We start from the raw sequence: 22,731 nt of genomic DNA on the forward strand, positions 1-22,731 counted from the left end.
AGCTACAGATTGACTCACAGAGAAACCATTTTTGGAAAATCTTAGGTGTAAAATCTTATTTAACGAAAAGTGTAAAATCTTATTTGACATTCACATCAGAACTTTTAATACTAAATTATATTAATAATAGAAGGGGGGATATCAGCTATTAGATAAGACTGTAGGTTTTAATACCAAAACTCAAAGGAGGAAAAAAATGTTATTAAAAGAAAGAAAATTATTATTTGTCTCAATTTTTGCTTTATTGCTGCCGGTGATTTTTTTTGCTACTAATGTGAGTGCTCAAGAAGAAGTAGAATTAAGGGTTATGACAGTATGGGGAGGAGAGCAGAAAGAATATTTAGATGATTTGTTTGCAAAGTATAGTGAAACTCATCCGAATATAACAGTAAAACATGAAGTTTCTGCTGGTTCAGGTGCTGCAACATATCAAGAAGTTTTAAAAACTGGTTTGAATTCTGGGACAGGACCTGATGTGTTTTTTGAGTGGGCAGGTACTTTATCTGGGACAATAATTGATTCTGGATATGCAGAACCGTTAGATAGATATTATGAAGAATATAATTGGGATGACCGTTTTATTGATTGGTCTGTTGGTTCTTTAACAAGAGACAAAGTGACATATGGAGTTCCCTTAACTGCTCGTGGAATGACTTTCTGGTATAATGTAGAAGTTTGGGAAAGTTTAGATTTAGAGAAACCAGAATCATATGAGGATCTTGAAGCAATTGCTAAAAAAGCTAAAGAAAATGGAATATACCCAATTGCTTTAGGTGGTAAATTTAATTGGATGACGATGAGACTGTTAGATTATCTAATTGAAGTAACTACTGGGCCAGAATTACATGACCAACTTAATAAATTAGAAACTAGCTGGGATCGACCTGAGGTAATTGAAGCTTTTAGTTTATTTAAAAAATGGGTAGATAATCAATGGATAACTCCTGGATTTTTAAATGTTGCTCCTGCTGATTCACGTATTCCTTTCTGGAATGGCCAGGCGTTAATGATTTTTGAAGGTAATTGGATGCCACCAGAAACAGAAGCAGCTGGATACGATACTGCAAATCTCAATTTCTTCTTTGGGCCTACAGGCCATGAACCATTAAGAATTACTGGTTTTCCTGAACAATTCATGATTAATTCTGATAGTGAACATAAAGATGAAGCAGCAGAGTTTATAAACTGGTTTACAAGTAGAGAAGTACAGGAAGCTAATTATGGTACTGCTATTACTGGAACAGCTGTGGAGGGTGTTACAGCTGATCCAGAAGAAAGACCACGTTCTTATCAGTTCAAAGAAGAGCTGGTAAAATTAAAAGAAGTATTCCCACCAACAGATCAGGTTTTTAAATCTGAATTGTTACATGAATTCTTTCAAGTTCAAAATGGTCTTGTAACTGGAGAGTTCACTCCAGAGTCTGGTGCAGAATATTTTCAAGAACAATCTGAAGAATGGAAAGAAAATAACTAATTAATAATTAAAGAGGCCCTTTGAAAAGGGCCTCTTACTAAAAGGGGGTAGAAGTATGGATTTTAAAAAAAGAAATATGAGCTTGAAAAGACTTTTATTTATTTTACCTGCATTACTAATTTATTTAGTATTTATGGTTTATCCAATGGTTAGGTCTTTAATAATTAGTTTACATAAATGGGATGGCTTGTCACCTGAAATGAACTTTATTGGAATAAAAAATTATATTGATTTTTTTAAAGATCCTGTTTCGTATACAGTATTAAAAAACAACTTATTATTAATGATAGTTTTATTGATAGTTCCTGTTATTTTAGGTCTTGTTCTAGCTGTTGCTTTAAATAAGAAATTACCTGGAAGAATAGTTTACAGGACAATATATTATTCTCCTTATGTTTTACCAATGGTAGCAGTAGGACTAATTTGGTCATGGATATATGATCCTATGTTTGGTGCACTTAACTCAATATTAAAAAGTGTTGGCTTAGGTCAGTACGTACAAGGATGGTTAGGACAACCCAGTACAGCTTTCCCGGCCATTCTAGTTACAATTATCTGGAGAAGTGTTGGTATGCCGATGCTCTTGTTTTTAGCAGGATTGCAGGATATCTCGCCACAACTTTATGAATCAGCAGAAATAGATGGAGCAAATAAATTTCAGCAGTTTATTTATATAACTATACCACAGTTAAAACAGTCATTTGCAATAGTAATTTCTTTATTGATTGTTGGTTCCTTAAAACAGGCTTTTGGTATTGTGTATGCAATGACTTGGGGTGGGCCTGGGAGAAGCACTCAAATTCTATCTGTCTGGATGTATTTTAATACCTTTTTATATGAAAAAGCAGGATATGGTTCTGCAATTGCCTGGATAATGACTATTATAGCTATGTTAATTATTATTCCATATATTAGGATTATGACAAAAAACACTTAATTGAAAGGAGGATTGTAATGAATAATGATAGATTAGAAAAAATATTATTATACATTTTTTTAACTGCTCTATTAATATTATGGATAGCACCATTTTTTATTGTTATTTTAACAGCTTTAAGGACGCAAAATGATCTTTTAACAAATGGTGTTTTTTCAATTCCTGAAAATATTATTTTTGATAATATTTTAAATGCTTGGAATAAGGGTAATATGAGTACTTATTACAGAAATAGTATAGTTCTTACTTTATTAAAAGTTCCAACTGGAGTTATTATAGCTTCTTTAGTTGCATTTCCACTTGCAAAATGGAAATTTAAATTTAAAGAACCTTTATTTATACTATTTTTAATTGGTCTTGCTGTTCCAATCCATGTTACTTTATTACCAAATACAATAACTTTAAGCAAATTAAATCTATTAAATACTTTACCTGGGTTGTTTTTTCCTTATATTGCTTTTGGTTTACCAATGCAGATATTAATTTTAAGAGGATTTTTTAGCACCATACCAAATGCATTTTTAGAAGCAGCTTATATAGATGGGGCAAGTGAATTTATAGTATATAGAAGAATCATGTTACCTTTAGCAAAACCTGCAATAGCTGCACTTGTTATTATGGATTTTTTGGCAACCTGGAACGAATTTACAATGGCATTAATTTTTATCCATTCAGAACAATGGAAAACTGTTCCCTTAGGATTAATGGGATTACAGGGACAGTTTAGTTCGAATTATCCTACTGTTATGGCAGCAACACTGGTTGCTATAATTCCAGTAATATTGATTTATATGTTACTACAAAGATTTTTCGTTACAGGTCTTGGTGGTGGTATAAAAGGATAAAAACATTGATTTTGAGATTATTTAATTTAGAAATTATATAGTTGAAATTCATTTTAATAAATATATATGGAGGTTAAATTATGACTGAAATGGCTATGGGAGTAATTATAGGGAATAGAGATTTTTTTGCAGATGAATTATGTGAGAAAGGGAGGAATGATCTGCTGCCAATCTTAAAGGAAATGGGTATCGAACCAATTCTTCTGGATGAAGATGAGGGTGTATACGGCAGCATCCAGGATAGAAATGATGCCAAAAAAAGTATTGAGTTATTTAAAAAGCAGAAAGACAAAATCAAAGGAATAATTGTCAGTCTACCTAATTTTGGTGATGAAAAAAGTATTGTAGAAACAATTAAAGAAAGCGATTTAGAGGTACCAGTTTTAGTTCATGCATTTCCGGATAGAATTGATGGACTTGATTATATTAACAGGCGGGACAGCTTTTGTGGGAAAATATCTGTCTGTAATAATTTAAAACAATTTGGAATTAATTTCAGTCTGACAGCAAGTCATACTTTAGCCCCAGATTCTAAAGAATTCAGGGCTGAGATAGATAAATTTATTGGTGTTTGTAATGTAATTGATAAATTAAAAGGAGCTCGAATTGGCTTAATAGGTATTAGACCTGCTGATTTTAACACCGTTCGTTTTAGTGAAAAGATTTTACAGAGAGATGATATTTCTGTGGAACCAATATCAATGCTTGATTTTGTAAATAAAGTCGAAAAATTAGATAAAGATAATAAAGAAGTAGTAAGTTCATTAGAAGAATTAAAGTCTTATATGGATACTTCGAAAGTTCCAGAATCAGCTATGATCAAAATGGCTAAGCTGAATGTTATATATAATAGATGGGTTAACGAAAACGAAATTGATGCAGTTGCTTTTCAATGCTGGGATTCTCTTCAGAACTCACTGGGGATTAATCCCTGTACTGTAATGAGTATTTTTTCAAATAGGGGAATTCCTTCAGCCTGCGAAAGTGATGTAATGGGAGCATTAAGTATGCTTGCTTTACAGGCTGCTTCCGAAAAACCAAGTGGAATTGTTGACTGGAATAATAATTATGGTGATGATCCTGATAAAGCAATTATTTTTCACTGTGGTAATTTTGCTAAAGATATTTATAGTTGTAAGGGTAATAGTTGTCCTCAGGTGAATTATCCAGAAATTTTAGGTTCAACTTTAGGACAGGAAAATACTTATGGTTCTATTGATGGTGAGATTAAACCAGATAGTATTACTTTTGCCAGAGTTCACACCAATGATAATAAGGGGGAAATCGAGGCTTATTTAGCTGAGGGAGAAATTACTGATGATTTGTTGGATACTTTTGGTTCCAGGGGAGTTGCAGAAGTAGAAGGTCTCCAGGATTTAATGAATTATATTTGCCAAAATGGTTATGAACATCATGTAGCAATCAACCTTAGTCTTGTATCCGATATCTTAGAAGAAGCAATGACAAATTATTTAGGGTGGAAAGTATATAATCACAAAAAATAATTTTGTAGTCTTAAAATCCCCTCTTGTTGATTTAGAAATAAATTTTTGTTTAGAAACTAATATTCAGTTTAATATTAGTTTTTAAAGTTCTAAAATGAGGGGATTATTATGTCGAAAATAAAATTAGATAATATAGCAAAATATACAGACGTCTCAAAAGTAACCGTCTCTAATGTTTTGAACAATAAAAGGAGTGTATTGAACTATGACTAAATTAAAAATTGCTGATAATAAAGAATATTTTTTAGATGAAAATGGAGATAAGTTTTTCTATCTAGCTGATACTGCCTGGTGTGCTTTTACCAATGCTAGTATAGAGGACTGGGAAGAATACTTAGATTACAGAGCTCAACAGGGTTTTAATGTATTACAAATAAATATTTTAAGACAGTGGGATGCAAGTGGTTCCAATCTTGAGAGAGAACCTTTTGAAGTTAAATCAGATGGAACATATGATTTTTATAATTATGATGAAAAATATTTTAATAATGCTAAGAAAATGCTTGATATGGCAAGAAACAAAGGCTTTATTCCTGCTCTTGTTGTTCTCTGGTGTGACTATGTTCCAGATACTTGGGCAGATAAAAGGGAAGTGATAGACAATCAGGTAATGCCAAAAGATGCAGTTGCTCCTTATGTTAGCTTTGCAGTTGAACAGTTTAAAGAGTTTAATCCAATTTATTTAGTTAGTGGAGATACTGATTTCCCATCAAAAAAAGCTAATGAGTATTATATGGAGGCATTTAAAGTTATAAAAGAAAAAACTCCTGAAGCTATTACAACACTTCATCTTGGAAGCAAGCCTCAAGATGTACATCAAGATTTTGTTGAATCTGATTATCTTGATTTTTACATGTATCAATCAGGTCATGGATTTAAACATATTGATTTTGAAGGTAGTTTAAGTTATGGGTTAGCAAAAAAGTTCCTTAACAAACCAATAAAAAGGCCTATTTTAAATGGAGAACCCTGTTATGAAGGTATGGGTATTGATGGTAAAAGTGGTAGATTTGACGAATACAATGTTAGAAAAACTGTCTGGCAGAGTATTCTCTCGGGTGGAAAGGCTGGGGTAACATATGGTGCTCATGGTGTGTGGAGTTGGCATACAAAAGGACAGATTTTTGCTGCAAAAGATCACTGGGGGGAACCATTTAATATAAAAGAAGCGTTTAGATTAGAGGGAAGCTGGGATGCAGCATTTGCTAAAAATATATTCGAAAAACATGATTTGTTTGAACTTAGTCCAGCAAATGAATTATTGAAAAACAAGGATTCAGAAATTAGAATATCTGCTAATAAAACTAAATTTGCTATGTACCTGCCATACAGTGTTAATATTATATTAAATAAAAATTTGAATAACTTTGATTTAACAGTAATTGATTTGAAAAATAAAAAATATATAGAGCTTGATGTTAGTTGTGAAGCAGAAAGATCTATTATTGAAATGTATCAAGCTAATAGAGATATTTTAATAATTGGAGAAGAAAACTAGTGCTAAAAGGGAGGTTAGTTAAATGAATAAATTAGTTTTTTTAGAGGAAAAAGCGACACAAATCCGTAGAGACCTACTTAAAATGATTGTTAATGCAGGAACAGGGCACACAGCTGGATCACTATCAAATACAGATATAATGACAGTTTTATTCTATGAAGTGATGGATATGAAAGTTGATGATCCAGACTGGGAAGATAGAGATAGATTTATTTTAAGTAAAGGCCACAGTGTAGAATCATATTATACTATTTTAGCTGATAAAGGTTATTTTGATAAAGAAGAGTTAAACACATTTTGTCAGTATAAATCAAGACTGATTGGTCATCCAAATAATAAAGTTCCTGGGGTAGAAATGAATACAGGTGCCTTAGGTCACGGGCTGGCAATTGCGACAGGGATTGCTAAAGCGGCTAAAATGAGCAAAAAAGATTATAAAGTTTATACTTTGATGGGAGATGGAGAACAGGCAGAAGGATCTGTCTGGGAAGCTGCAATGGCTGCTTCTCATTTTAAATTAGATAATTTAGTTGGAATAGTTGATAGAAATAATCTCCAGATTACTGATAATACAGAAAGAGTAATGACTCTGGAACCACTAGCTGAAAAGTGGAAAAGTTTTGGCTGGGAAGTAATAGAGGTTGATGGACATAATTATCAGGAACTGATTGATGCTTTTTCAGAAAGTAAAAAAAATAATGGAAAACCTACTTTAGTTCTTGCTAATACAATAAAGGGTAAGGGAGTTTCATTTATGGAAAATAAAGTAGAATGGCATCATGGATTACCGTCAGCTGAAGAATTAGCTCAAGCTTTAGAAGAACTAAGTTCCCAAAAAGAGGTGAAACAAAATGTCTAAAACTGCTAATAAAAAAGTTGTTTGTCAGAAATTAATAGAATTTGCTGAAAAAGATAGTGATATTGTGGCTTTAACCAGTGATTCAAGGGGCTCAGCTTCTATGACTGAGTTTGGTAATCAGTTACCAGATCAGCTGGTAGAGGTTGGGATTGCCGAGCAGAACATTGTGGGTATGGCAGCTGGCCTTGCTGCCGGGGGAAAGAAACCATTTATTACCTCCTATGCAGCTTTTGTTACAATGAGAGCAATTGAACAGGTTAAGGTAGATGTTGCTTATTCTAATGTAAATGTAAAAATTATTGGAATTAGTGGAGGAGTAAGTTATGGCCCACTTGGTATGTCACACCATACTTTACATGATATCGCTGTTATGCGGGCGATTCCCAATATAAAAATGGTTATGCCAGCTGATAGATATGACACTGAAAAATTGATGGAAGAATTGGTTGATTATCAAGGTCCAGTTTATGTTAGAGTCGGCAGAAATCCTGTGGAGGATGTCCATAAATCAGCTGATTATGAATTTAAAATTGGTAAGGCAGATCAGTTAAGAGATGGTAGTGATTTAACTATAATAGCTACTGGAGAACTTGTTTCTACAGCTTTAAAAGCTGCTAATTTATTAAAAAAAGATGATTTAAGCTGTAGGGTTATTAATATGCACACTTTAAAACCTCTGGATGAAAAAGCCATTATCAAAGCAGCTGAAGATACTGGTAAAATTGTAACAGTTGAAGAACATAGTATTTATGGAGGTCTGGGGTCGGCAGTCAGTCAGGTTGTGGCCGAAAATCATCCAGTGCCTGTTAAAGTTTTTGGAATTCCAGATGAGCCGGCAGTAACCGGTTATCCAGAAGATATTTTTAACGAATATGGTTTAACCCCTGCCAATATTGCGGAAAAAGCAAAAAGAATGTTCAATTAGTTAATAAAAGGGGGAAAACTGATGAGAAATAAAGAATATTTATTGGCCGTAGACCAGAGCACTTCTGGAACCAAAGCTTTAATCATAAATAAAAAAGGTAAAATTATCAAAAAAGATATGCTGGAACATCAACAATTCTATCCACAATCAGTTTGGGTGGAGCATGATCCGGAAGAAATATATCAAAATACAATTAAGGTAATAAAAAAAGTGATAAATGATTCTGAAATAGCTTCTGGACAGATAAAATCTCTTAGTATTACCAATCAGCGAGAAACAGCAGTTGTCTGGGATAAAGCCACTGGTAAACCAGTCTATAATGCGGTTGTCTGGCAGTGTCAGCGGGGCGAAAAAATCTGTAATGAATTAAAAGAAAAAGGTTATCAAAAATTATTTAGAGAAAAAACAGGACTTCTAATTGATCCTTACTTTTCTGCTACGGGAATTAAATGGATTTTAGATAATGTTAAGGGTGTTAGAGAAAAGGTAGAAAATGGGGAAGTGGTTTTTGGAACAATTGACAGCTGGTTAATTTATAAGCTGACAAATAAAAAAGTACATGCTACTGATTTTTCAAATGCATCAAGAACTATGCTATACAATATCAAAGACCTTTGCTGGGACAAAGAAATAATGAAGATCCTGGATATTCCGGAGCAGATGGCACCTGAGGTAAAATATTCTGATGAAATATTTGCCTACACTACACTGAATGACTTTTTAGATCAGCCAATACCTATTGTAGGAGTGCTGGGTGATTCTCATGCTGCTTTATTTGGTCAAAAATGTTTCGAAAAAGGAATGGCAAAAGTTACATATGGTACCGGGTCCTCGATAGCCATGAATATTGGTGATGAATATAAAATTTCTGATAAAGGAATTGTAACTTCAATAGGTTGGGGGCTTAATAATAAAATTGAATATATATACGAAGGTAATATTCACTCTACAGGAGCCACTATCAAGTGGATAGTAAAAAACTTGAAATTGATTTCAGATGAAAAAGATTCGGAAAAAATTGCTTTAGAACTTGAAAATAATGGTGGAGTGTATTTCATCCCTGCATTTGTTGGGCTGGGAGCTCCCTACTGGAAGAATGATGTTAAGGCAGGGATTGTCGGTATCACCTTTGAGACCAGAAAAGAACATATTGTTAGAGCTGCCCTGGAATCGATAGCTTATCAGATCAAAGATGTTGTTGACCTGATGACAGAAGAAGCTGAAATTGAGATTAAGGAAATTAAAGTTGATGGGGGCCCAACTCAGAATAAATTTTTAATGCAGTTTCAGTCAGATATGCTTGGGGTACCAGTTTATAAAAGTGAATTTGAAGAGCTTTCTGCAATTGGAGCTGCTTATTTAGGTGGATTAACAACAGGATTTTGGGAATCGCAGGCTGAACTTAGATTATTAAATGAAAATGCAACAGTTTATAAAAGTAATTTGAAAGACAAGCTAAAAAGCAAATATTATAAAGATTGGCAAGAAGCTTTAGCTAAATTAATTAACTAACTGTAATAGGGTTGGGCTTATATTTTATCTTGAATCTCTTTCTTTGATAAAATTTACTAAATTTACTAAAATTTTAGCTTATTTAATTGATTAATTTAGTAAATGCAGATATAATTAAAGTAATAATATAATTGCCTAGTTCAGAAAGAGAGGGTTAATAATGGGAAAAGTGAAATTAGATGATATTGCAGAAGTCGCTGGTGTTTCAAAAGCAACAGTATCAAATGCATTGAATAATAGAAAAGGTGTTGGAAAAGAAACTAAAGATAGAATTATAGAGATAGCTAATGAACTTGGATATAATAAGACAAATAGTTCTACATCAAAAGCTCCGAAATCTATCAGAATAATAATGTATAAAAAACATGGTTATGTTGTTTCGGATACACCATTCTTTTCTAATTTGCTAGAGGGTATACAAAAAGAATGCCGGGATGAAGGATATGAAATGATGATTTCTCATTTATCTAGAAATGAAGAAAATTATAAAAAAATAATAAATGATATTAGTAATGATAGTTCTTCAGGGTATTTAATATTAGCAACAGAAATGATAGAAGAAGATCTAAATGATTTTGATTTATTAAATAAACCTGTAGTATTACTTGATAGTTTCTTCAAAAATAGAGACTATGACCAGGTAGTGATTGATAATTATAGCGCTTCCTATAAAGGAACTCAAAGGCTTATAGAAAAAGGACATAAGAATATTGGTTATTTACACAGTTCTGTATATATAAATAACTTTTATTATAGAAAATTAGGATTTGAAGATGCTATAAAGGAATCAGGGATTAAGATTAATGAAGATTATCAATTCAGGTTAGAGCCTACAATTGAGGGATCATATCAACAGATGAGAGAAATTTTATTGACACAAAATCCTGAGCTGCCCACTTCTTTTTTTGCTGATAATGATATTATAGCTTTTGGTGCTGTAAAAGCACTAAAAGAATATGGTGTTAAAATACCGGAAGAAGTCTCTGTGATAGGATTTGATGATATGCCATACTGCGAAATATGTGAACCTAAAATGTCTACAGTTAAGGTGCATAAACAGTATTTAGGAGAAGTAGCAGTAAAAAGATTAATTGAAAAGATAGAACTAGATGACTGGGTAAATCAGAAAATAGAAATAAGTACAGAACTTGTTGAAAGAAATAGTATAAAAAATATTAATACTTAAAAATAAATAAAGGTGGTTAAATTGAATTATAGTATTCCAGATAAAAAGAAAGCAAGAGTAATTGTTAATACTGATGCCAAAAATGAAGTAGATGATCAAGATATGAATTATATACATACAGGTAAAAATCGGCCTATTAGAGTCTATGAAAACCTTGACTCACATTTCATTTTAGGTGATTTTTATGCTAAACTGGCTCATTTTAATAAAAATCGGGGCTAGGAGTACAATTTAATAGAAAGTTTAAAGCCGGGATCCTTCCACAGGATCCCGGCTTTTTTGAAACTATTAGAAAGATGGCTGGACTCAATAATCACTGCATTTCTGCTGCAAAAGTTATTAAGAAAGTAATTATATTGGTTATTCAAAACTATAATATCTAACTTTATTTCCAAATTATTCTATGATATACTTTATATAGTATAAATATTAGAAATGGAGGAAAATTAATGCAGCATTTTGATGTGACGGCTCACAACTATGATTTTGTGTTTAAAGACTCTTTTAATCTCTTTAAAAATGATATTGCTGATTTTTTAAAGGTCGAGATGCCTGGAATTGCTTCCTATCTGGAAACTGAGTTTACAGAAGTGGAAACAAATACAGAAAGGATGGATTTAAATTTCAAGCTGGAAGATGGGTCAATCCTGCATTTAGAAGAAGAAATTGAGGTTTCTGTTGACGATCTGATTCGTTTTGCTTCCTATGACTTAAAGTTGTATAATAGATATAGAGATAGGATTCGGACTATAATTTTATGTATTAAGGGATATCCCGCTTCAGAGGCAGCTTTTAATGCCGGCAGTCTGGGATATAATACAACTGTTGTTAACATGTCTGATAAAGATGGTAAAGAAAAGCTGAAAGAATTAAAAGATAAAATAGAAAAGAAGGAAAAGATAAATTATCTTGACTTAATATTTCTTCCGCTGATGAAGAGTGACCAGAAGATGGTTAAGAGGGTTAAAGAAACTATTGAACTGGAAGATAAGCTGGATGCCGATCAAAAATTTAAGAATAATCTAGCTGCACTAACTATTGTTTTATGTGACAAATTTTTAAGCAGTGAAAATATGATAGAACTATGGAGGGATCGCAAAATGGTTAAATTTTTTAAATATGTAGAAGAGCAGGGCAAGAAAAAAGGAAAAGAAGAAGGCAAAATTGAAGGGAAACAGGAAGAAGCACGATTAATCCTGATGAGGCAAATCAAGGCTAAATTTGGTGATACAGATAATGAAATTATTAAGTTAATTAATAGGGCTGAGCTGAGTAAAATTGAAGATTTAAGCGAGAAAATAATAACTTCAGATTCAACAGAAGATATAATAGACTTTTTGAAACATTAATAGAAGCAAGTAAACAAACCGGCCGGGATTAAAACCTCAGCCGGTTTTATTTATAGAAAGTAATAGTTGAATTTTGAGAATTTTTAATAGAATACTGCAGAAATTTCAGGGCCAGGATCTTATCATAAGATCCCGGCTTTTTTAGGTTAATAAAATATTTTAGGAGATTTTAAAGAAATTAAATTAATATTTATAAAAATAAGTAAAAATTTGCAATATTTTGACTTGAAATAATATACTAATAATGGTATAATACCATAAATTAACATAGTAATAGTTTTTTAACAAATAAAGATTAGAAAGGAGGTTTATTTTAGTCGACTGGCAAACCAAACAGGAGGTAGCAAATGAAGTTTAATAAGGTAGATACGAGTTTCTGGATTGACGAGAAAGTAAGAGCCTGGGATGATAAAACTAAATTTCTGGCACTATATATTTTAACTAATCAACATAGATATTCTGAAGGTTTATATAGATTACCAAAACATTATATTGCCGGAGATCTGTCAATTTCGATTGAAGAAGTTGATCAACTGCTAAATAATTTGATTGGTAATGAATTTATAGCTTATGATGAAAAAAATTCAATAATTTTAATTAAAAGAGCTTTAAAATATTCTCCCCTCATAAACAAGAATCATCAAAAAGCTGCTCTAAAAAAATTAACTGAACTGCCTAAATCATATTTGTTTAACGAATTCTTAAAGCTGGCTGAAAAACATAATAATACTTTTGCAAAATACTTAAAGAAAGAACTGGCGGAGTATTTTATTGATCAAGATCCTGATGTGACGGGCGATTCCGATGCTATCAGTAATGGTATTGCAGATGGCATTGATGATGCCGTTAATGATGGCATGGGTGATTCTCTAGAACTAGAACTAGCTCCAGCTCTAACTCCAACTCTAGAACTAGCTCAATTTAATAAAACATTCGATTCGGATTCAGAAATGGAAATCATATTTATTGAAAATAATTTTGATGGAGATAATACTTCAAACTTGAATAATGATTCAGCAGCTGCAGCAGAACAGACTAATTTTGAAGCAGAGAAACTTACCAAAAAATTAATAGACTTAATCTTATCCAATAATTCCAGAGCCAGGGTGCCGGAGAAGAACATAGAGAATAAACTTTTTAGAAAGTGGTTAGATTCTATTGAAAAACTAAATCGACTGGGTCCTGTAGGGGCTAAAGAAGAAGAAAATAAGGGTTACAGCTGGCAGGAAATTGATGAGATTATTGAATTTAGTCAGCAGAATGACTTCTGGAAAAGTAATATTTTAAGTGCACAAAAGTTACGAAAACAGGTGATAGTTCTGGAAAATCAGATGCAGAGAAATGGATATCAGGATCAGGCGGAAGCTAAAATGGATATGCTGGCAGAATTATATGCAGAGGCAAAAGGGGATGATTTGGATGGATAAAAAAGAAATTATTAAACTGCTTACTTATTTAAATCACTGTTATCCCGGGAAATTTAAATTTCCTAAAAAAGCAAAAAGAGAAAATGAAATGCTGATCGAAGTCTGGTATGATCTGCTCAAATTTTATGATAATCAGTGTGTGATCACTGTTTTAAAAAAATTAATAATCAACAATGGGCACTGGCCGCCTTCGGTTGGAGAGATCGTAAAAGAAGTTGAAAGCTTAAAACTGCCGGCTGAAGCCAGAATTACTGCGGGTGAGGCCTGGAGTCTGGTTTTGAGGTCTGTCAGGAGATATGGTTATTATCGAGCGGGAGAGGCAATGAAGTCCTTACCGCCTAAAGTTAGAGAGACTGTGGAACATTTTGGTGGTTTTACAGCAATCTGTCATAGTGACTGCAATAATAATTATGTACGCAGTCATTTTATGAAGCTTTATCAGGAAGTTAACCGCCACAATGAGGAATTAATGTATTTACCTGCTGCAGTTAGAGATGAGCTGCTTGAGGCAGCTTCTAAAAATGAAAATCAAAATAAGGAGTGGTTGCTGTGAGACGTGAGGAATTGGTTAAACTATTTGAGGAAAAAGTCAAAACAGAAAGAAAAATTCCTACTGCCAGAGATATAGATCAAGATCAGAAATTTCCTTCTTATAGGAAATTCAAGAAAAGTTTCGGCAGCCAGAGAATCAGGCAGGCAGAAGAACTGAGGAAAATAGTTGAGCGTTATAAGTTAAAGTTTAAAATAGATGAGCTGTTCTGTGAGGACTGTAAATTCAACAAATTTGAGTGTGGTAATAATATTGAAGACTGCAAAAGTAAGGGTGAATTATATATTAGAATCTTAAAACAAGAATTAAAAAGTCATTAAGCCGTCTCCGGTCTCTGTGTAAAAGCAGGGGCCGTTTTTTTAGTGTTTAAAGTGTTGATCATTGTCGTTAAGCATGATCAAGGTGTCGATTGATTCCTTTAATTCTTTAATTAAAGGTTCAAACCTGACTAAAAGATAAATTGATAAAACCATTGGAAATCCATAAGAACTGATTAAGTTGAATATTTCTTTCATGAGAGCCTCCCTTCTAAGCTTTTCATCTAAACTAATTATATCATAAAAAGTGAGCAGCTGAGTTGGAATATGGCAGAATTTGTCGACTTGTGAATAAAGGAAAAACAGTATATTTCAAGAAGTATGTAGTTAGATGTAAAAAATTAATTTAAACAAATTATATATGGGGGAGATAATAAAACCTTTGATTATGGCAGGGGAAGACACCAAGATCTAGAATAATATTTTAAGAAATCGTTAAGCTTTTAGGAAGGTGCTCTGTTTTTAACAGAAGACTAGGTAATTATTTTTTAATTCTGTGAGGTTATAAAATGATTGAAATAACTGGAAATGATATAAAAAAATTAAATGATACAGATCTCAGAACTTTAATTGGATTATTATGTGAAGAAGAATTAGAAAGAAGTAATATTTCACGTAAAGGTGTTACCTGGGGTGGACATCAGAATGCCAGAGATGGTGGTGTAGATGTTAGAGTTAAAGTAAGTTCTGAAATTAATCAAGATAGTTTTATACCAGCCGGAAACACTATCTTTCAAGTTAAAGCTACTGATATGCCTGCTAAAGAAATAATAAAGGAAATGTGTCCTAAAGGTAGATTACGAAAAACTATCAAAAAATTATCAGATGACAATGGTGCTTATGTAATTGTCAGCAGCAAAGGCTCAGTAGCAGAACCTGCTCTTGAAAATAGACGTGAAGCTATTAATAGTGTTTTATTAGATTTCAAGAAAGGTCATAATATTAAATATGATTTTTATGATAGAAACCGAATTGCAAGTTGGGTTAGAAGTTATCCCGCTTTGATTTTTTGGCTTAGAGATAAAATTTCAGCCCCAGTGAATGGATGGCAGGGGTACGAAGGCTGGATAAATTTGTCTGGTAATAAATATATTGTTGATGAGAAAGTTCGTTTGTTTAATAATACTAAATCAAGTTCAGACAGACTTCCAATAGTTGATGGGATTAATCTTATAAGAGAAAAGATGCAGCAAAATGGTCTTGCAATTAGATTAGTTGGGCTTTCCGGAGTAGGGAAAACGAGTTTAGTTCAGGCTCTATTTAATGAAAAAATAGGGAAAAATCTTCTAGAAAAAACTAAAGTAATTTATACTGATTATAGTGACAAACCAGAACCACCACCTAAAATATTTGCTCAGCAATTAATTGCCTTAAATGAAAAAGTTTATTTAATTATAGATAATTGCCCCCCTGATATTCATAGAAAATTAACAGAAATTTGCTCAAACAGTTTAATAAGTCTTTTAACTGTTGAATATGATGTTAAAGAAGATCTTCCTGAAGAAACTGAAGTCTTTTATTTAGAACCTGCTTCAGATGAATTAATAGAGAAAGTAATTCTGAATCAATATAAAGAGTTTAGAAGACTAGATGCCAGAAGAATTGCTGAATTTTCTGGTGGAAATAGCCGGATTGCTAAAGCATTAGCTAATGCTTTAAATAAAGATGAAAATATTAGTGAGTTAAAAGATGAAGTTTTATTTAATAGATTGTTTAGGCAGCGAAACGAAAAAAATAATAACTTACTTGAAGCAGCCGAAATATTGGCTTTAGTTTATTCATTTAGTATAAAAAATATGGAACGAAAAGATAGTGAACTAAAGATTTTATCATCTTTATCAGAATTTAGTTCTGTAAAATTATGTAGATATGCTAATCAGCTCCAAAAAAGAGGTTTAATTCAGGAACGTGGTCAATGGCGAGCTGTCTTACCACGTGCCATTGCAAATAGATTAGCAAAAAGAGCATTAGAATATCTACCTAAAAATATTATTTATAATAAGCTCAGTAAATCAAATCGATTATTAAGATCATTTTCCCGGAGACTATCTTATTTAAATAATACCAGAGGAGCAAAGCAGATAGCTAATTTTTGGCTGGCAAAAGGTGGTATATTGGCTGATTTAACAAGTTTAGATAAAATTGAGGTAGAGATTTTAAAAAATATTAGTCTTATAATTCCAGAGAACATTTTATTAAAATTTGAAGAGTTGTATTTTTCAGAACAAAAAAATAAATTTTTCAACAGCGAAAATGATTATGCTTATGAATATGCTCAAATTTTAATCTATATTTCTTATAAAGCAGAATATTTTAATAGAGCAGTTAAAATTTTAATATTATTTACTTTAAATGAAAAGCCAAATAAAAATTATAAATCAGTACGAAAATTATTATTTTGTCTTTTTCATATTCAATTATCAGGTACACATGCTTCACCTGAGCAAAGATTATCAGTAATTAAAGATTTAATAGAGTCTAAGTCAGATAATAAAGTTAGTTTGGGTCTTGATTTATTTAAGGAAGCTCTTAAAACCAATAATTTTATGTACTTATTTAATTTTAGTCCTTTTATAGGAAATAGAGATTATGGCTATTATCCTAAAACAAAAAAAGAAGTTGAACAGTGGTATAAAAGTCTCTTGAAGTATGCGGTTAAAATCATAAATTCCAATGACAGTCTATCTAGAAAAATTGAAGAAATTTTAGGAGATAGCTTTAGAAATCTTTGGGGAAATATCTGTTTATATGATGAATTAGAGTCTTTAACACAGGAAATTAGAAAAAATAATTTTTGGCGAAGTGGGCTAAATGGTATAAATCGGACTCTGAAATATGATCAAGAAAGAATGGATGATACTGCTATAGAAAGATTAAAAAAATTAAAAAGTTTGCTTGAACCTGATACTCTAGAAGAAGAAGTAGAACTTTTTCTGTTTTCTAGACATGGTATCGATTTATATGGAGCAGACAATGGTTTAGAAATCGCAGATAGAAGAAAGTTAGTAAATAAAAAAGCTAAAAGCCTCGGAGTGCGAACCGCCGGTAATATTGAGCTTTTAAAATCCTTGCTTTCTAAATTATTATTTGAAAGATCTATTAATGCAAATAGTTTTGGTCAGGGATTAGCTTTAGGTGCAGATGATCCCGAATTTTTATGGGCAGTTTTTAAATCTGAAATAAAAAAAGGGGAAGTTTTGAAGTGTAAGCTTCAATTGTTAAAAGGGTTTTTAAATGAACTTGCAGATATTAATTATAAATTAACTAATGAAATACTAAATAATTCTTTAGAGGATGAGGTTTTAGCAGAGATATTTCCAAATTTACAGATGAGTTATATTTTTGATAAAAAAGGAGTAACTAGATTAAAAAAATCACTGAGTTTAAGTATGGCACCAATTGAAGAGTATCAGAGTTTAACTTACAATATTGGCATTTTTAATGATAAAGATCTAGCAGAAATTATTCAAATGATCTTAAATAAAGCTGAAAATGTGCAAATTCCTATTGAGATATTTCATAGTAGATTATCTGTGCCTAATAAAAATGCTGAAATTAGTGATAATTTAATTAATACTGCTCATCAAATTCTCTTAAATTATTCTTTTGAAAATAGAAATGATCATGGATTAGACTTTCAAATTTCAGATATAATCAAGAGAGCTTTAAATAATGAATCTAGTAAAACGGTGGCTAAAATAATATGTGAAAAATTAAAGGTTAATTCTATTAATTTTAAAATTGGATTATCTGATTATAATAATGTTATTACTGCTTTAGCACAAGTACAACCCCAAACTTTTTTAAATCAGTTTATTGGAGATAGTGAAGATGAAAATCGAATAAATTATGGCTGGAGAAACTTATTATCTTTTCAAGCTAATCCTTTAGATCAAATTGATAACCAGTTAATAATTAGTTGGTGTGAAGAAAATAAAAAAGATAGATATCTAAATATCATTGGATTCATTGATTTATTTGAAAAAGATAAGGAAGATGATTCGCTGCGATTATCTGATTTAGCAAATTTAATTATCAATAATGTTCAAGATAAAATTGAAATTTTAGAAAAAATAAGCAAAAATATTATGCCAGCCACTTGGACTTGGAGTGGTTCAGAATATGTAGTTATAGAAAAGAGAATTAAGGCAATTGGTGAATTAAAATGTCATCAAAATCAGGAGATAGCAATCTGGGCTAAAAGAAAAGAAATAGAACTTACTCAGATTATAGAAAAAGAAAAGCAAAAGGAACGTGAACAAGATTTGTTGTATCCCGCTTTTGAATAAAAAATATTTTGGTATTTTATTTTAAATAAAATAATTTTAGAGAAATCAAAGGAGTATTAGACTCATGATGACTAAAAATTTTAAATATATAAACTTGGGTCCGCGAGATAATATTGAAAATATTGAATGTTTTAAAGCTATTAAATATGGGATTAATAATAAAGAAATATCTAACATAGCATTAACAGGTCCCTATGGTTCTGGTAAAAGTAGTATTTTGAAAACTTTTATAAGTGAAAATAAAAAAATAAACTTTTTGAACATATCATTAGCATCTTTTAATGAATCTGACCAAAATGATAGTAATCTAAGTAATCTGCTACAAGAAAGCATATTGAAGCAAATATTCTATCAAGTTCAATCTAAAAAAATACCATTTTCAAGATTTGAAATGATTGATAATAAAAGTTCTAAAAGTTTTATTATCGATGTATTTTTATTTTCATTATGGATTATTTCTTTTATTATTTTATTTAAACCAGAATTGGTCATTTCTGAAATAAACACTTTTTTTACCTCAGCTTTTTTAAACAAAAATATAACAAAATATTTTTTTAATATATCATTTTTTGGTTTGTCGTTTTTTTTCTTATATAAACTTTATTTCTTAATATACTCAAAAATTAAATTTATTAGAATAAAATTTTTGGATGCAGAGTTAGAATTGAATAACATGGATGATACCTCTGTTCTTAGTAGAAATTCTAATGAATTATTATACTTATTTGAGGCAACTGATTATGAAGTAGTAATAATTGAAGATTTAGATCGATTTAATAATATTGATGTGTTTACTAAATTGAGAGAACTCAATGAAATGATTAATAATTCTGCTAATATAGAGAGGAATATAAATTTTATTTATGCTTTAAGGGATGATTTATTTAATAGATTTGATGATCGCTTAAAATTCTTTGATTTAATTATTCCAGTTGTTCCAATTGTTAATTCAACTAATTCTGCAAATCAAATAAATTCAATAATTGAAAAATATGATATTGAATTAGCTAATTCTTTTATTAATAAAATTTCCTCATATATAGGTGATATGAGATTAATAAAGAATATTATGAATGAATTTAACATTTATTCAAAAAATTTAGACTCAGATTTAAATAAAGAAAAGTTATTCAGTGTGATAACTTATAAAAATAAATTTCCCAAAGATTTTTCTTCTTCTCTTAAAGGAGAAGGTCTAATTTATAACGCTTTCGATAGAAAAGAAAGACTTAGTCGAGAAGAAATTAAATCTATTAATAAAAGAATTGAATTAAAAAACAGTAAACTTAACAAGGTCAAAGATGAATCGCTAGCTAATATTAAAGAGTTAAGAATTCTTTGTGGGAATCTCATATTATCTAAAAATAATGGCAATAGAATTAATTTTAACAATACCAACAAACAGAACTCTGAATATGTACTAAATCAGTTTCAAGAAAATGCAGTATTCAAACAATTTTTAGAATCAGATCATATTTATTCTTATTCTCGTACGGGAAGAAATATTAGCTCAAAAACCAAAATTAATACTAAAGATGTACTAGATAAAATAAATTATTATGAACGCAAGGAAATAATTGAATTAAAATTAAAAGAAAAGCAGGAAGCTCTAAAAAAAGAAATATCAGTATTAAAAGCAGATAAAAAATATATTGCGGACTGTTCCTTTGTTGAATTTTATAATCAATTTTCTTCTTCAGAGTTTTTTGATGAAGATAAAATTAATAAATATAATGATTTATTAAAGTTTCTTTTAATAAATGGCTATATAAAAGAAAATACTTATGAAAATTATATTTCTTATCTTGATTCAAGTAATATGACAATTAAGGATAATAAATTTATTATGAAAGTTCTGTCAGGTCAAAGTTTGGATTTTAATTATAAATTAACCAAAGTAGATAAAATAGTTGAAAAATTAAATAGTGATCTTTTCCCCAAAAAAGAAATTTTAAATTATGATTTGCTCAATTACTTGATTAAAAATAAGAGTATAAATGATAGTTATAATAATTATTTTGATTTGATACTAAAGCAGCTGGGGGATGGAAGTGAAGTTTCTATAAATTTTATTGAAGGATTTATTAGTTATTCTAAAGAAAATATACTTAGGATTTTTATAAATAAATTGGCGCAGACCTGGGGAAATTACTGGTATTATATTATAAAAGAATCTAACTATACTTCTGAAGAAATAAATGATCACTTGGTTTGGACTGTTAAATATGTAGAAATGAATGACATAATAAATTTAAATAAAGACAATGTATTAAAAAAATATTTTGAAAAACAAAGTGATATTATTAATATTACAGTTGAAAATTCTATTATGGATAAAACAAAAGAAATTATGAATAAATTGAAGATTAAATTTGATTATATTGATTTGAACTTAACTAAAGAAAATGATAATAATAAAATCGAGTTATTCAAATATATATACAAAAATAATTTTTATAAAATTAATATTCCTATGATAACTAAAATTATTAAAAATATAACTCATGAAGAAAGTATTACAGCGGAAATCAAAACAAAAAACTATACTACTATAATAGAGTATAAATTAAAAGCTCTAAATAAATATTTAGAAAGTAACATAAATAAATATATTGAAAATGTCTTTTTGAAATTAGAAAATAATAAAGATGAGAGTCCAATAATATTAATTACATTATTAAATAATGAAGACCTTAAATTAGAAAACAAAAAGAAAATTTTAGATTTGTCAAGTAACAAAATAATTAATTTAGATGAAGTTGAGTATAGAGAAATATTTGATTGTTTACTTAAAAGTAATATGGTTGAATCAAATTGGTTGAATATTTTAGTTTATTATAAGAATATAGGGAAAGAATTAAATAATATTATTGTTAATTTTATTAACAATAATTATCAAACCTTAACTAAACTAGATCTAAAGTATAAAAAATTAAATGATCTGTTAGGGGCGGGTGAAGTGAAATTATTTATTAGAAAGTTATTTGAAAAAAATAACATTTCAATAAATGCTGTTCAAAAAATCACAAAAAATATTAATTGGTCTTATGAAGAACTTACATTTGAGAAGATAGATGGAGAAAAATTGAAATTGTTGATAGAAGAAAATGTATTGATTTTGTCACCAGCTAATTATAGTCAAATTAAATCAGTTATCAATTTAAATGATTTACATATTTTGCTTTTAGAATATAATGAAAAAGAATTTCTAAATAATATTCTAGATTATAGTTTTGAACAGGAAGATATAATTAAAATATTAAATTCAAGTGATCTGAATTTAGAAACAAAAAAGAAATTTATAAATACAATTGACTTTAATATTTTACTTAATATTAAAAATTTAAATTCAGATAATTTAGAGCAGATATTGAATTTGTTAAATGATTTGGTGCTTAAAATAAAAATATTAACTGAAAACGTCCTAGATCTTAGTTTTGATGAGATAACAAAAATGTTAAGAACTATTGGGGAAGATTATTCTGCATTGACTTTTTTAAGAAAAAGACCAGCATTAAACAATAGTAATTATAATGCAGGATTATTAAGTATCTTAGAAGAAAGAGGGTATATTTCATCATATTATAAAAGAAAGGAAAGGTTTGATGTTATTAATAGATACAAATAAATTTTAGACTAGGTGTATAATTTTATAGGGGAATCTAATAATAATTTAGACAATGATTTGAACTCATAATTTAATTATCAGATTGGAGTTAAGAAAATGAACAACAAACTATTAAAAAAAATCTTTAAATTTCGAGATGACCGTAACTGGTCTCAATTTCACAACCCAAAAGATTTAGCTATCTCTATTTCATTAGAAGCAGCTGAATTATTAGAGCTATTCCAGTGGAACAATTCTAAGGAGACAGTAGAAAATAATTATCAAGAACTACAGGATGAATTAGCAGATATATTGATTTATTGTACTTTAATGGCTGATAAATTAGATATTGATCTAGATGAAGCTGTAAAAAAGAAATTAGAAAAGAATGAAAAGAAATATCCTGTAGAAAAATCATATAACTCAAAAGAGAAATATGATCAATTATAAT

19 protein-coding genes are annotated in these 22,731 nt (G+C 30.0%); 18 read left to right on the plus strand and 1 reads right to left on the minus strand.

Going from position 1 to position 22,731, the window contains the following annotated elements; translation table 11 throughout:
* Nucleotides 1-196: 196 nt before the first annotated feature.
* From C7958_RS12595 to C7958_RS12665, 15 genes are all read left to right on the plus strand, one after another.
* Nucleotides 197-1,474 carry an ABC transporter substrate-binding protein gene (locus C7958_RS12595; protein ID WP_111573034.1) on the plus strand — a complete coding sequence of 426 codons (1,278 nt, stop codon included), beginning with the start codon at nucleotides 197-199 and terminating at the stop codon, nucleotides 1,472-1,474.
* A 55-nt stretch (nucleotides 1,475-1,529) separates the two neighbouring features.
* On the plus strand, nucleotides 1,530-2,411 hold the full coding sequence (locus tag C7958_RS12600; RefSeq protein WP_208320765.1) for a carbohydrate ABC transporter permease: 882 nt from the start codon (nucleotides 1,530-1,532) through the stop codon (nucleotides 2,409-2,411).
* Between the two features lie 17 nt (nucleotides 2,412-2,428).
* Nucleotides 2,429-3,256, plus strand: a complete 828-nt coding sequence (locus C7958_RS12605) for a carbohydrate ABC transporter permease (protein ID WP_111573035.1) — start codon at nucleotides 2,429-2,431, stop codon at nucleotides 3,254-3,256.
* Between the two features lie 80 nt (nucleotides 3,257-3,336).
* Nucleotides 3,337-4,761 (plus strand): L-fucose/L-arabinose isomerase family protein, encoded by a 1,425-nt coding sequence (locus C7958_RS12610; protein ID WP_111573036.1) that lies wholly within the window; start codon nucleotides 3,337-3,339, stop codon nucleotides 4,759-4,761.
* 108 nt (nucleotides 4,762-4,869) lie between these two features.
* On the plus strand, nucleotides 4,870-4,974 hold the full coding sequence (locus tag C7958_RS16145; protein ID WP_111573037.1) for a LacI family DNA-binding transcriptional regulator: 105 nt from the start codon (nucleotides 4,870-4,872) through the stop codon (nucleotides 4,972-4,974).
* Nucleotides 4,967-6,259 carry an apiosidase-like domain-containing protein gene (locus C7958_RS12620; RefSeq protein ID WP_111573038.1) on the plus strand — a complete coding sequence of 431 codons (1,293 nt, stop codon included), beginning with the start codon at nucleotides 4,967-4,969 and terminating at the stop codon, nucleotides 6,257-6,259. The genes C7958_RS16145 and C7958_RS12620 overlap by 8 nt, the downstream gene beginning before the upstream one ends.
* A gap of 22 nt (nucleotides 6,260-6,281) precedes the next feature.
* Nucleotides 6,282-7,118, plus strand: coding sequence for a transketolase (locus C7958_RS12625; RefSeq protein ID WP_111573039.1), 837 nt, complete (start codon nucleotides 6,282-6,284; stop codon nucleotides 7,116-7,118).
* Nucleotides 7,111-8,043 carry a transketolase family protein gene (locus C7958_RS12630; RefSeq protein WP_111573040.1) on the plus strand — a complete coding sequence of 311 codons (933 nt, stop codon included), beginning with the start codon at nucleotides 7,111-7,113 and terminating at the stop codon, nucleotides 8,041-8,043. Before C7958_RS12625 ends, C7958_RS12630 begins: the two co-directional genes overlap by 8 nt.
* 21 nt (nucleotides 8,044-8,064) lie before the next feature.
* A complete protein-coding gene (gene glpK, locus C7958_RS12635) occupies nucleotides 8,065-9,555 on the plus strand; it encodes a glycerol kinase GlpK (RefSeq protein WP_111573041.1) in 1,491 nt (496 codons plus the stop codon).
* Nucleotides 9,556-9,715: 160 nt separating this feature from the next.
* Nucleotides 9,716-10,741, plus strand: a complete 1,026-nt coding sequence (locus C7958_RS12640) for a LacI family DNA-binding transcriptional regulator (RefSeq protein WP_111573042.1) — start codon at nucleotides 9,716-9,718, stop codon at nucleotides 10,739-10,741.
* 21 nt (nucleotides 10,742-10,762) lie between these two features.
* Nucleotides 10,763-10,963 carry a hypothetical protein gene (locus C7958_RS12645; RefSeq protein WP_111573043.1) on the plus strand — a complete coding sequence of 67 codons (201 nt, stop codon included), beginning with the start codon at nucleotides 10,763-10,765 and terminating at the stop codon, nucleotides 10,961-10,963.
* A 227-nt stretch (nucleotides 10,964-11,190) separates the two neighbouring features.
* Nucleotides 11,191-12,090 carry a DUF4351 domain-containing protein gene (locus C7958_RS12650; protein ID WP_111573044.1) on the plus strand — a complete coding sequence of 300 codons (900 nt, stop codon included), beginning with the start codon at nucleotides 11,191-11,193 and terminating at the stop codon, nucleotides 12,088-12,090.
* 347 nt (nucleotides 12,091-12,437) lie between these two features.
* Nucleotides 12,438-13,517 carry a hypothetical protein gene (locus C7958_RS12655; RefSeq protein WP_111573045.1) on the plus strand — a complete coding sequence of 360 codons (1,080 nt, stop codon included), beginning with the start codon at nucleotides 12,438-12,440 and terminating at the stop codon, nucleotides 13,515-13,517.
* Nucleotides 13,510-14,070 carry a replicative helicase loader/inhibitor gene (locus C7958_RS12660; protein ID WP_111573046.1) on the plus strand — a complete coding sequence of 187 codons (561 nt, stop codon included), beginning with the start codon at nucleotides 13,510-13,512 and terminating at the stop codon, nucleotides 14,068-14,070. The genes C7958_RS12655 and C7958_RS12660 overlap by 8 nt, the downstream gene beginning before the upstream one ends.
* Nucleotides 14,067-14,387 (plus strand): hypothetical protein, encoded by a 321-nt coding sequence (locus C7958_RS12665; RefSeq protein WP_111573047.1) that lies wholly within the window; start codon nucleotides 14,067-14,069, stop codon nucleotides 14,385-14,387. The genes C7958_RS12660 and C7958_RS12665 overlap by 4 nt, the downstream gene beginning before the upstream one ends.
* A gap of 39 nt (nucleotides 14,388-14,426) precedes the next feature.
* Here the strand turns inward: C7958_RS12665 and C7958_RS12670 are convergent, their stop codons facing one another.
* Nucleotides 14,427-14,582: a YvrJ family protein gene (locus C7958_RS12670; protein ID WP_111573048.1), complete on the minus strand. Its 156-nt coding sequence runs from the start codon at nucleotides 14,580-14,582 to the stop codon at nucleotides 14,427-14,429.
* Nucleotides 14,583-14,893: 311 nt separating this feature from the next.
* On the opposite strand from C7958_RS12670, the gene C7958_RS12675 reads away from it, so the two are divergent.
* The 3 genes from C7958_RS12675 to C7958_RS12685 all read left to right on the plus strand — a co-directional run bounded on the left by C7958_RS12675 (nucleotide 14,894) and on the right by C7958_RS12685 (nucleotide 22,730).
* Entirely contained in the window at nucleotides 14,894-18,673 is a 3,780-nt protein-coding gene (locus C7958_RS12675; RefSeq protein ID WP_111573049.1) for a hypothetical protein, read from the plus strand.
* 64 nt (nucleotides 18,674-18,737) lie between these two features.
* Nucleotides 18,738-22,301: a YobI family P-loop NTPase gene (locus C7958_RS12680; protein ID WP_111573050.1), complete on the plus strand. Its 3,564-nt coding sequence runs from the start codon at nucleotides 18,738-18,740 to the stop codon at nucleotides 22,299-22,301.
* Nucleotides 22,302-22,397: 96 nt separating this feature from the next.
* On the plus strand, nucleotides 22,398-22,730 hold the full coding sequence (locus C7958_RS12685; protein WP_111573051.1) for a nucleotide pyrophosphohydrolase: 333 nt from the start codon (nucleotides 22,398-22,400) through the stop codon (nucleotides 22,728-22,730).
* The last annotated feature ends 1 nt before the right edge of the window (nucleotide 22,731 follow it).

Origin of the sequence: Halanaerobium saccharolyticum (assembly GCF_003259895.1) — a bacterium.
Lineage (GTDB): Bacteria > Bacillota > Halanaerobiia > Halanaerobiales > Halanaerobiaceae > Halanaerobium > Halanaerobium saccharolyticum_A.

What these genes read in the sequence shown, in the direction of transcription:
- C7958_RS12595 (WP_111573034.1), top strand. Translation starts at nt 197, where the DNA reads ATGTTATTAAAAGAAAGAAAATTATTATTTGTCTCAATTTTTGCTTTA.
- C7958_RS12600 (WP_208320765.1), top strand. Translation starts at nt 1,530, where the DNA reads ATGGATTTTAAAAAAAGAAATATGAGCTTGAAAAGACTTTTATTTATT.
- C7958_RS12605 (WP_111573035.1), top strand. Translation starts at nt 2,429, where the DNA reads ATGAATAATGATAGATTAGAAAAAATATTATTATACATTTTTTTAACT.
- C7958_RS12610 (WP_111573036.1), top strand. Translation starts at nt 3,337, where the DNA reads ATGACTGAAATGGCTATGGGAGTAATTATAGGGAATAGAGATTTTTTT.
- C7958_RS16145 (WP_111573037.1), top strand. Translation starts at nt 4,870, where the DNA reads ATGTCGAAAATAAAATTAGATAATATAGCAAAATATACAGACGTCTCA.
- C7958_RS12620 (WP_111573038.1), top strand. Translation starts at nt 4,967, where the DNA reads ATGACTAAATTAAAAATTGCTGATAATAAAGAATATTTTTTAGATGAA.
- C7958_RS12625 (WP_111573039.1), top strand. Translation starts at nt 6,282, where the DNA reads ATGAATAAATTAGTTTTTTTAGAGGAAAAAGCGACACAAATCCGTAGA.
- C7958_RS12630 (WP_111573040.1), top strand. Translation starts at nt 7,111, where the DNA reads ATGTCTAAAACTGCTAATAAAAAAGTTGTTTGTCAGAAATTAATAGAA.
- glpK (WP_111573041.1), top strand. Translation starts at nt 8,065, where the DNA reads ATGAGAAATAAAGAATATTTATTGGCCGTAGACCAGAGCACTTCTGGA.
- C7958_RS12640 (WP_111573042.1), top strand. Translation starts at nt 9,716, where the DNA reads ATGGGAAAAGTGAAATTAGATGATATTGCAGAAGTCGCTGGTGTTTCA.
- C7958_RS12650 (WP_111573044.1), top strand. Translation starts at nt 11,191, where the DNA reads ATGCAGCATTTTGATGTGACGGCTCACAACTATGATTTTGTGTTTAAA.
- C7958_RS12655 (WP_111573045.1), top strand. Translation starts at nt 12,438, where the DNA reads ATGAAGTTTAATAAGGTAGATACGAGTTTCTGGATTGACGAGAAAGTA.
- C7958_RS12660 (WP_111573046.1), top strand. Translation starts at nt 13,510, where the DNA reads ATGGATAAAAAAGAAATTATTAAACTGCTTACTTATTTAAATCACTGT.
- C7958_RS12670 (WP_111573048.1), bottom strand. Translation starts at nt 14,582, where the DNA reads ATGAAAGAAATATTCAACTTAATCAGTTCTTATGGATTTCCAATGGTT.
- C7958_RS12675 (WP_111573049.1), top strand. Translation starts at nt 14,894, where the DNA reads ATGATTGAAATAACTGGAAATGATATAAAAAAATTAAATGATACAGAT.
- C7958_RS12680 (WP_111573050.1), top strand. Translation starts at nt 18,738, where the DNA reads ATGATGACTAAAAATTTTAAATATATAAACTTGGGTCCGCGAGATAAT.
- C7958_RS12685 (WP_111573051.1), top strand. Translation starts at nt 22,398, where the DNA reads ATGAACAACAAACTATTAAAAAAAATCTTTAAATTTCGAGATGACCGT.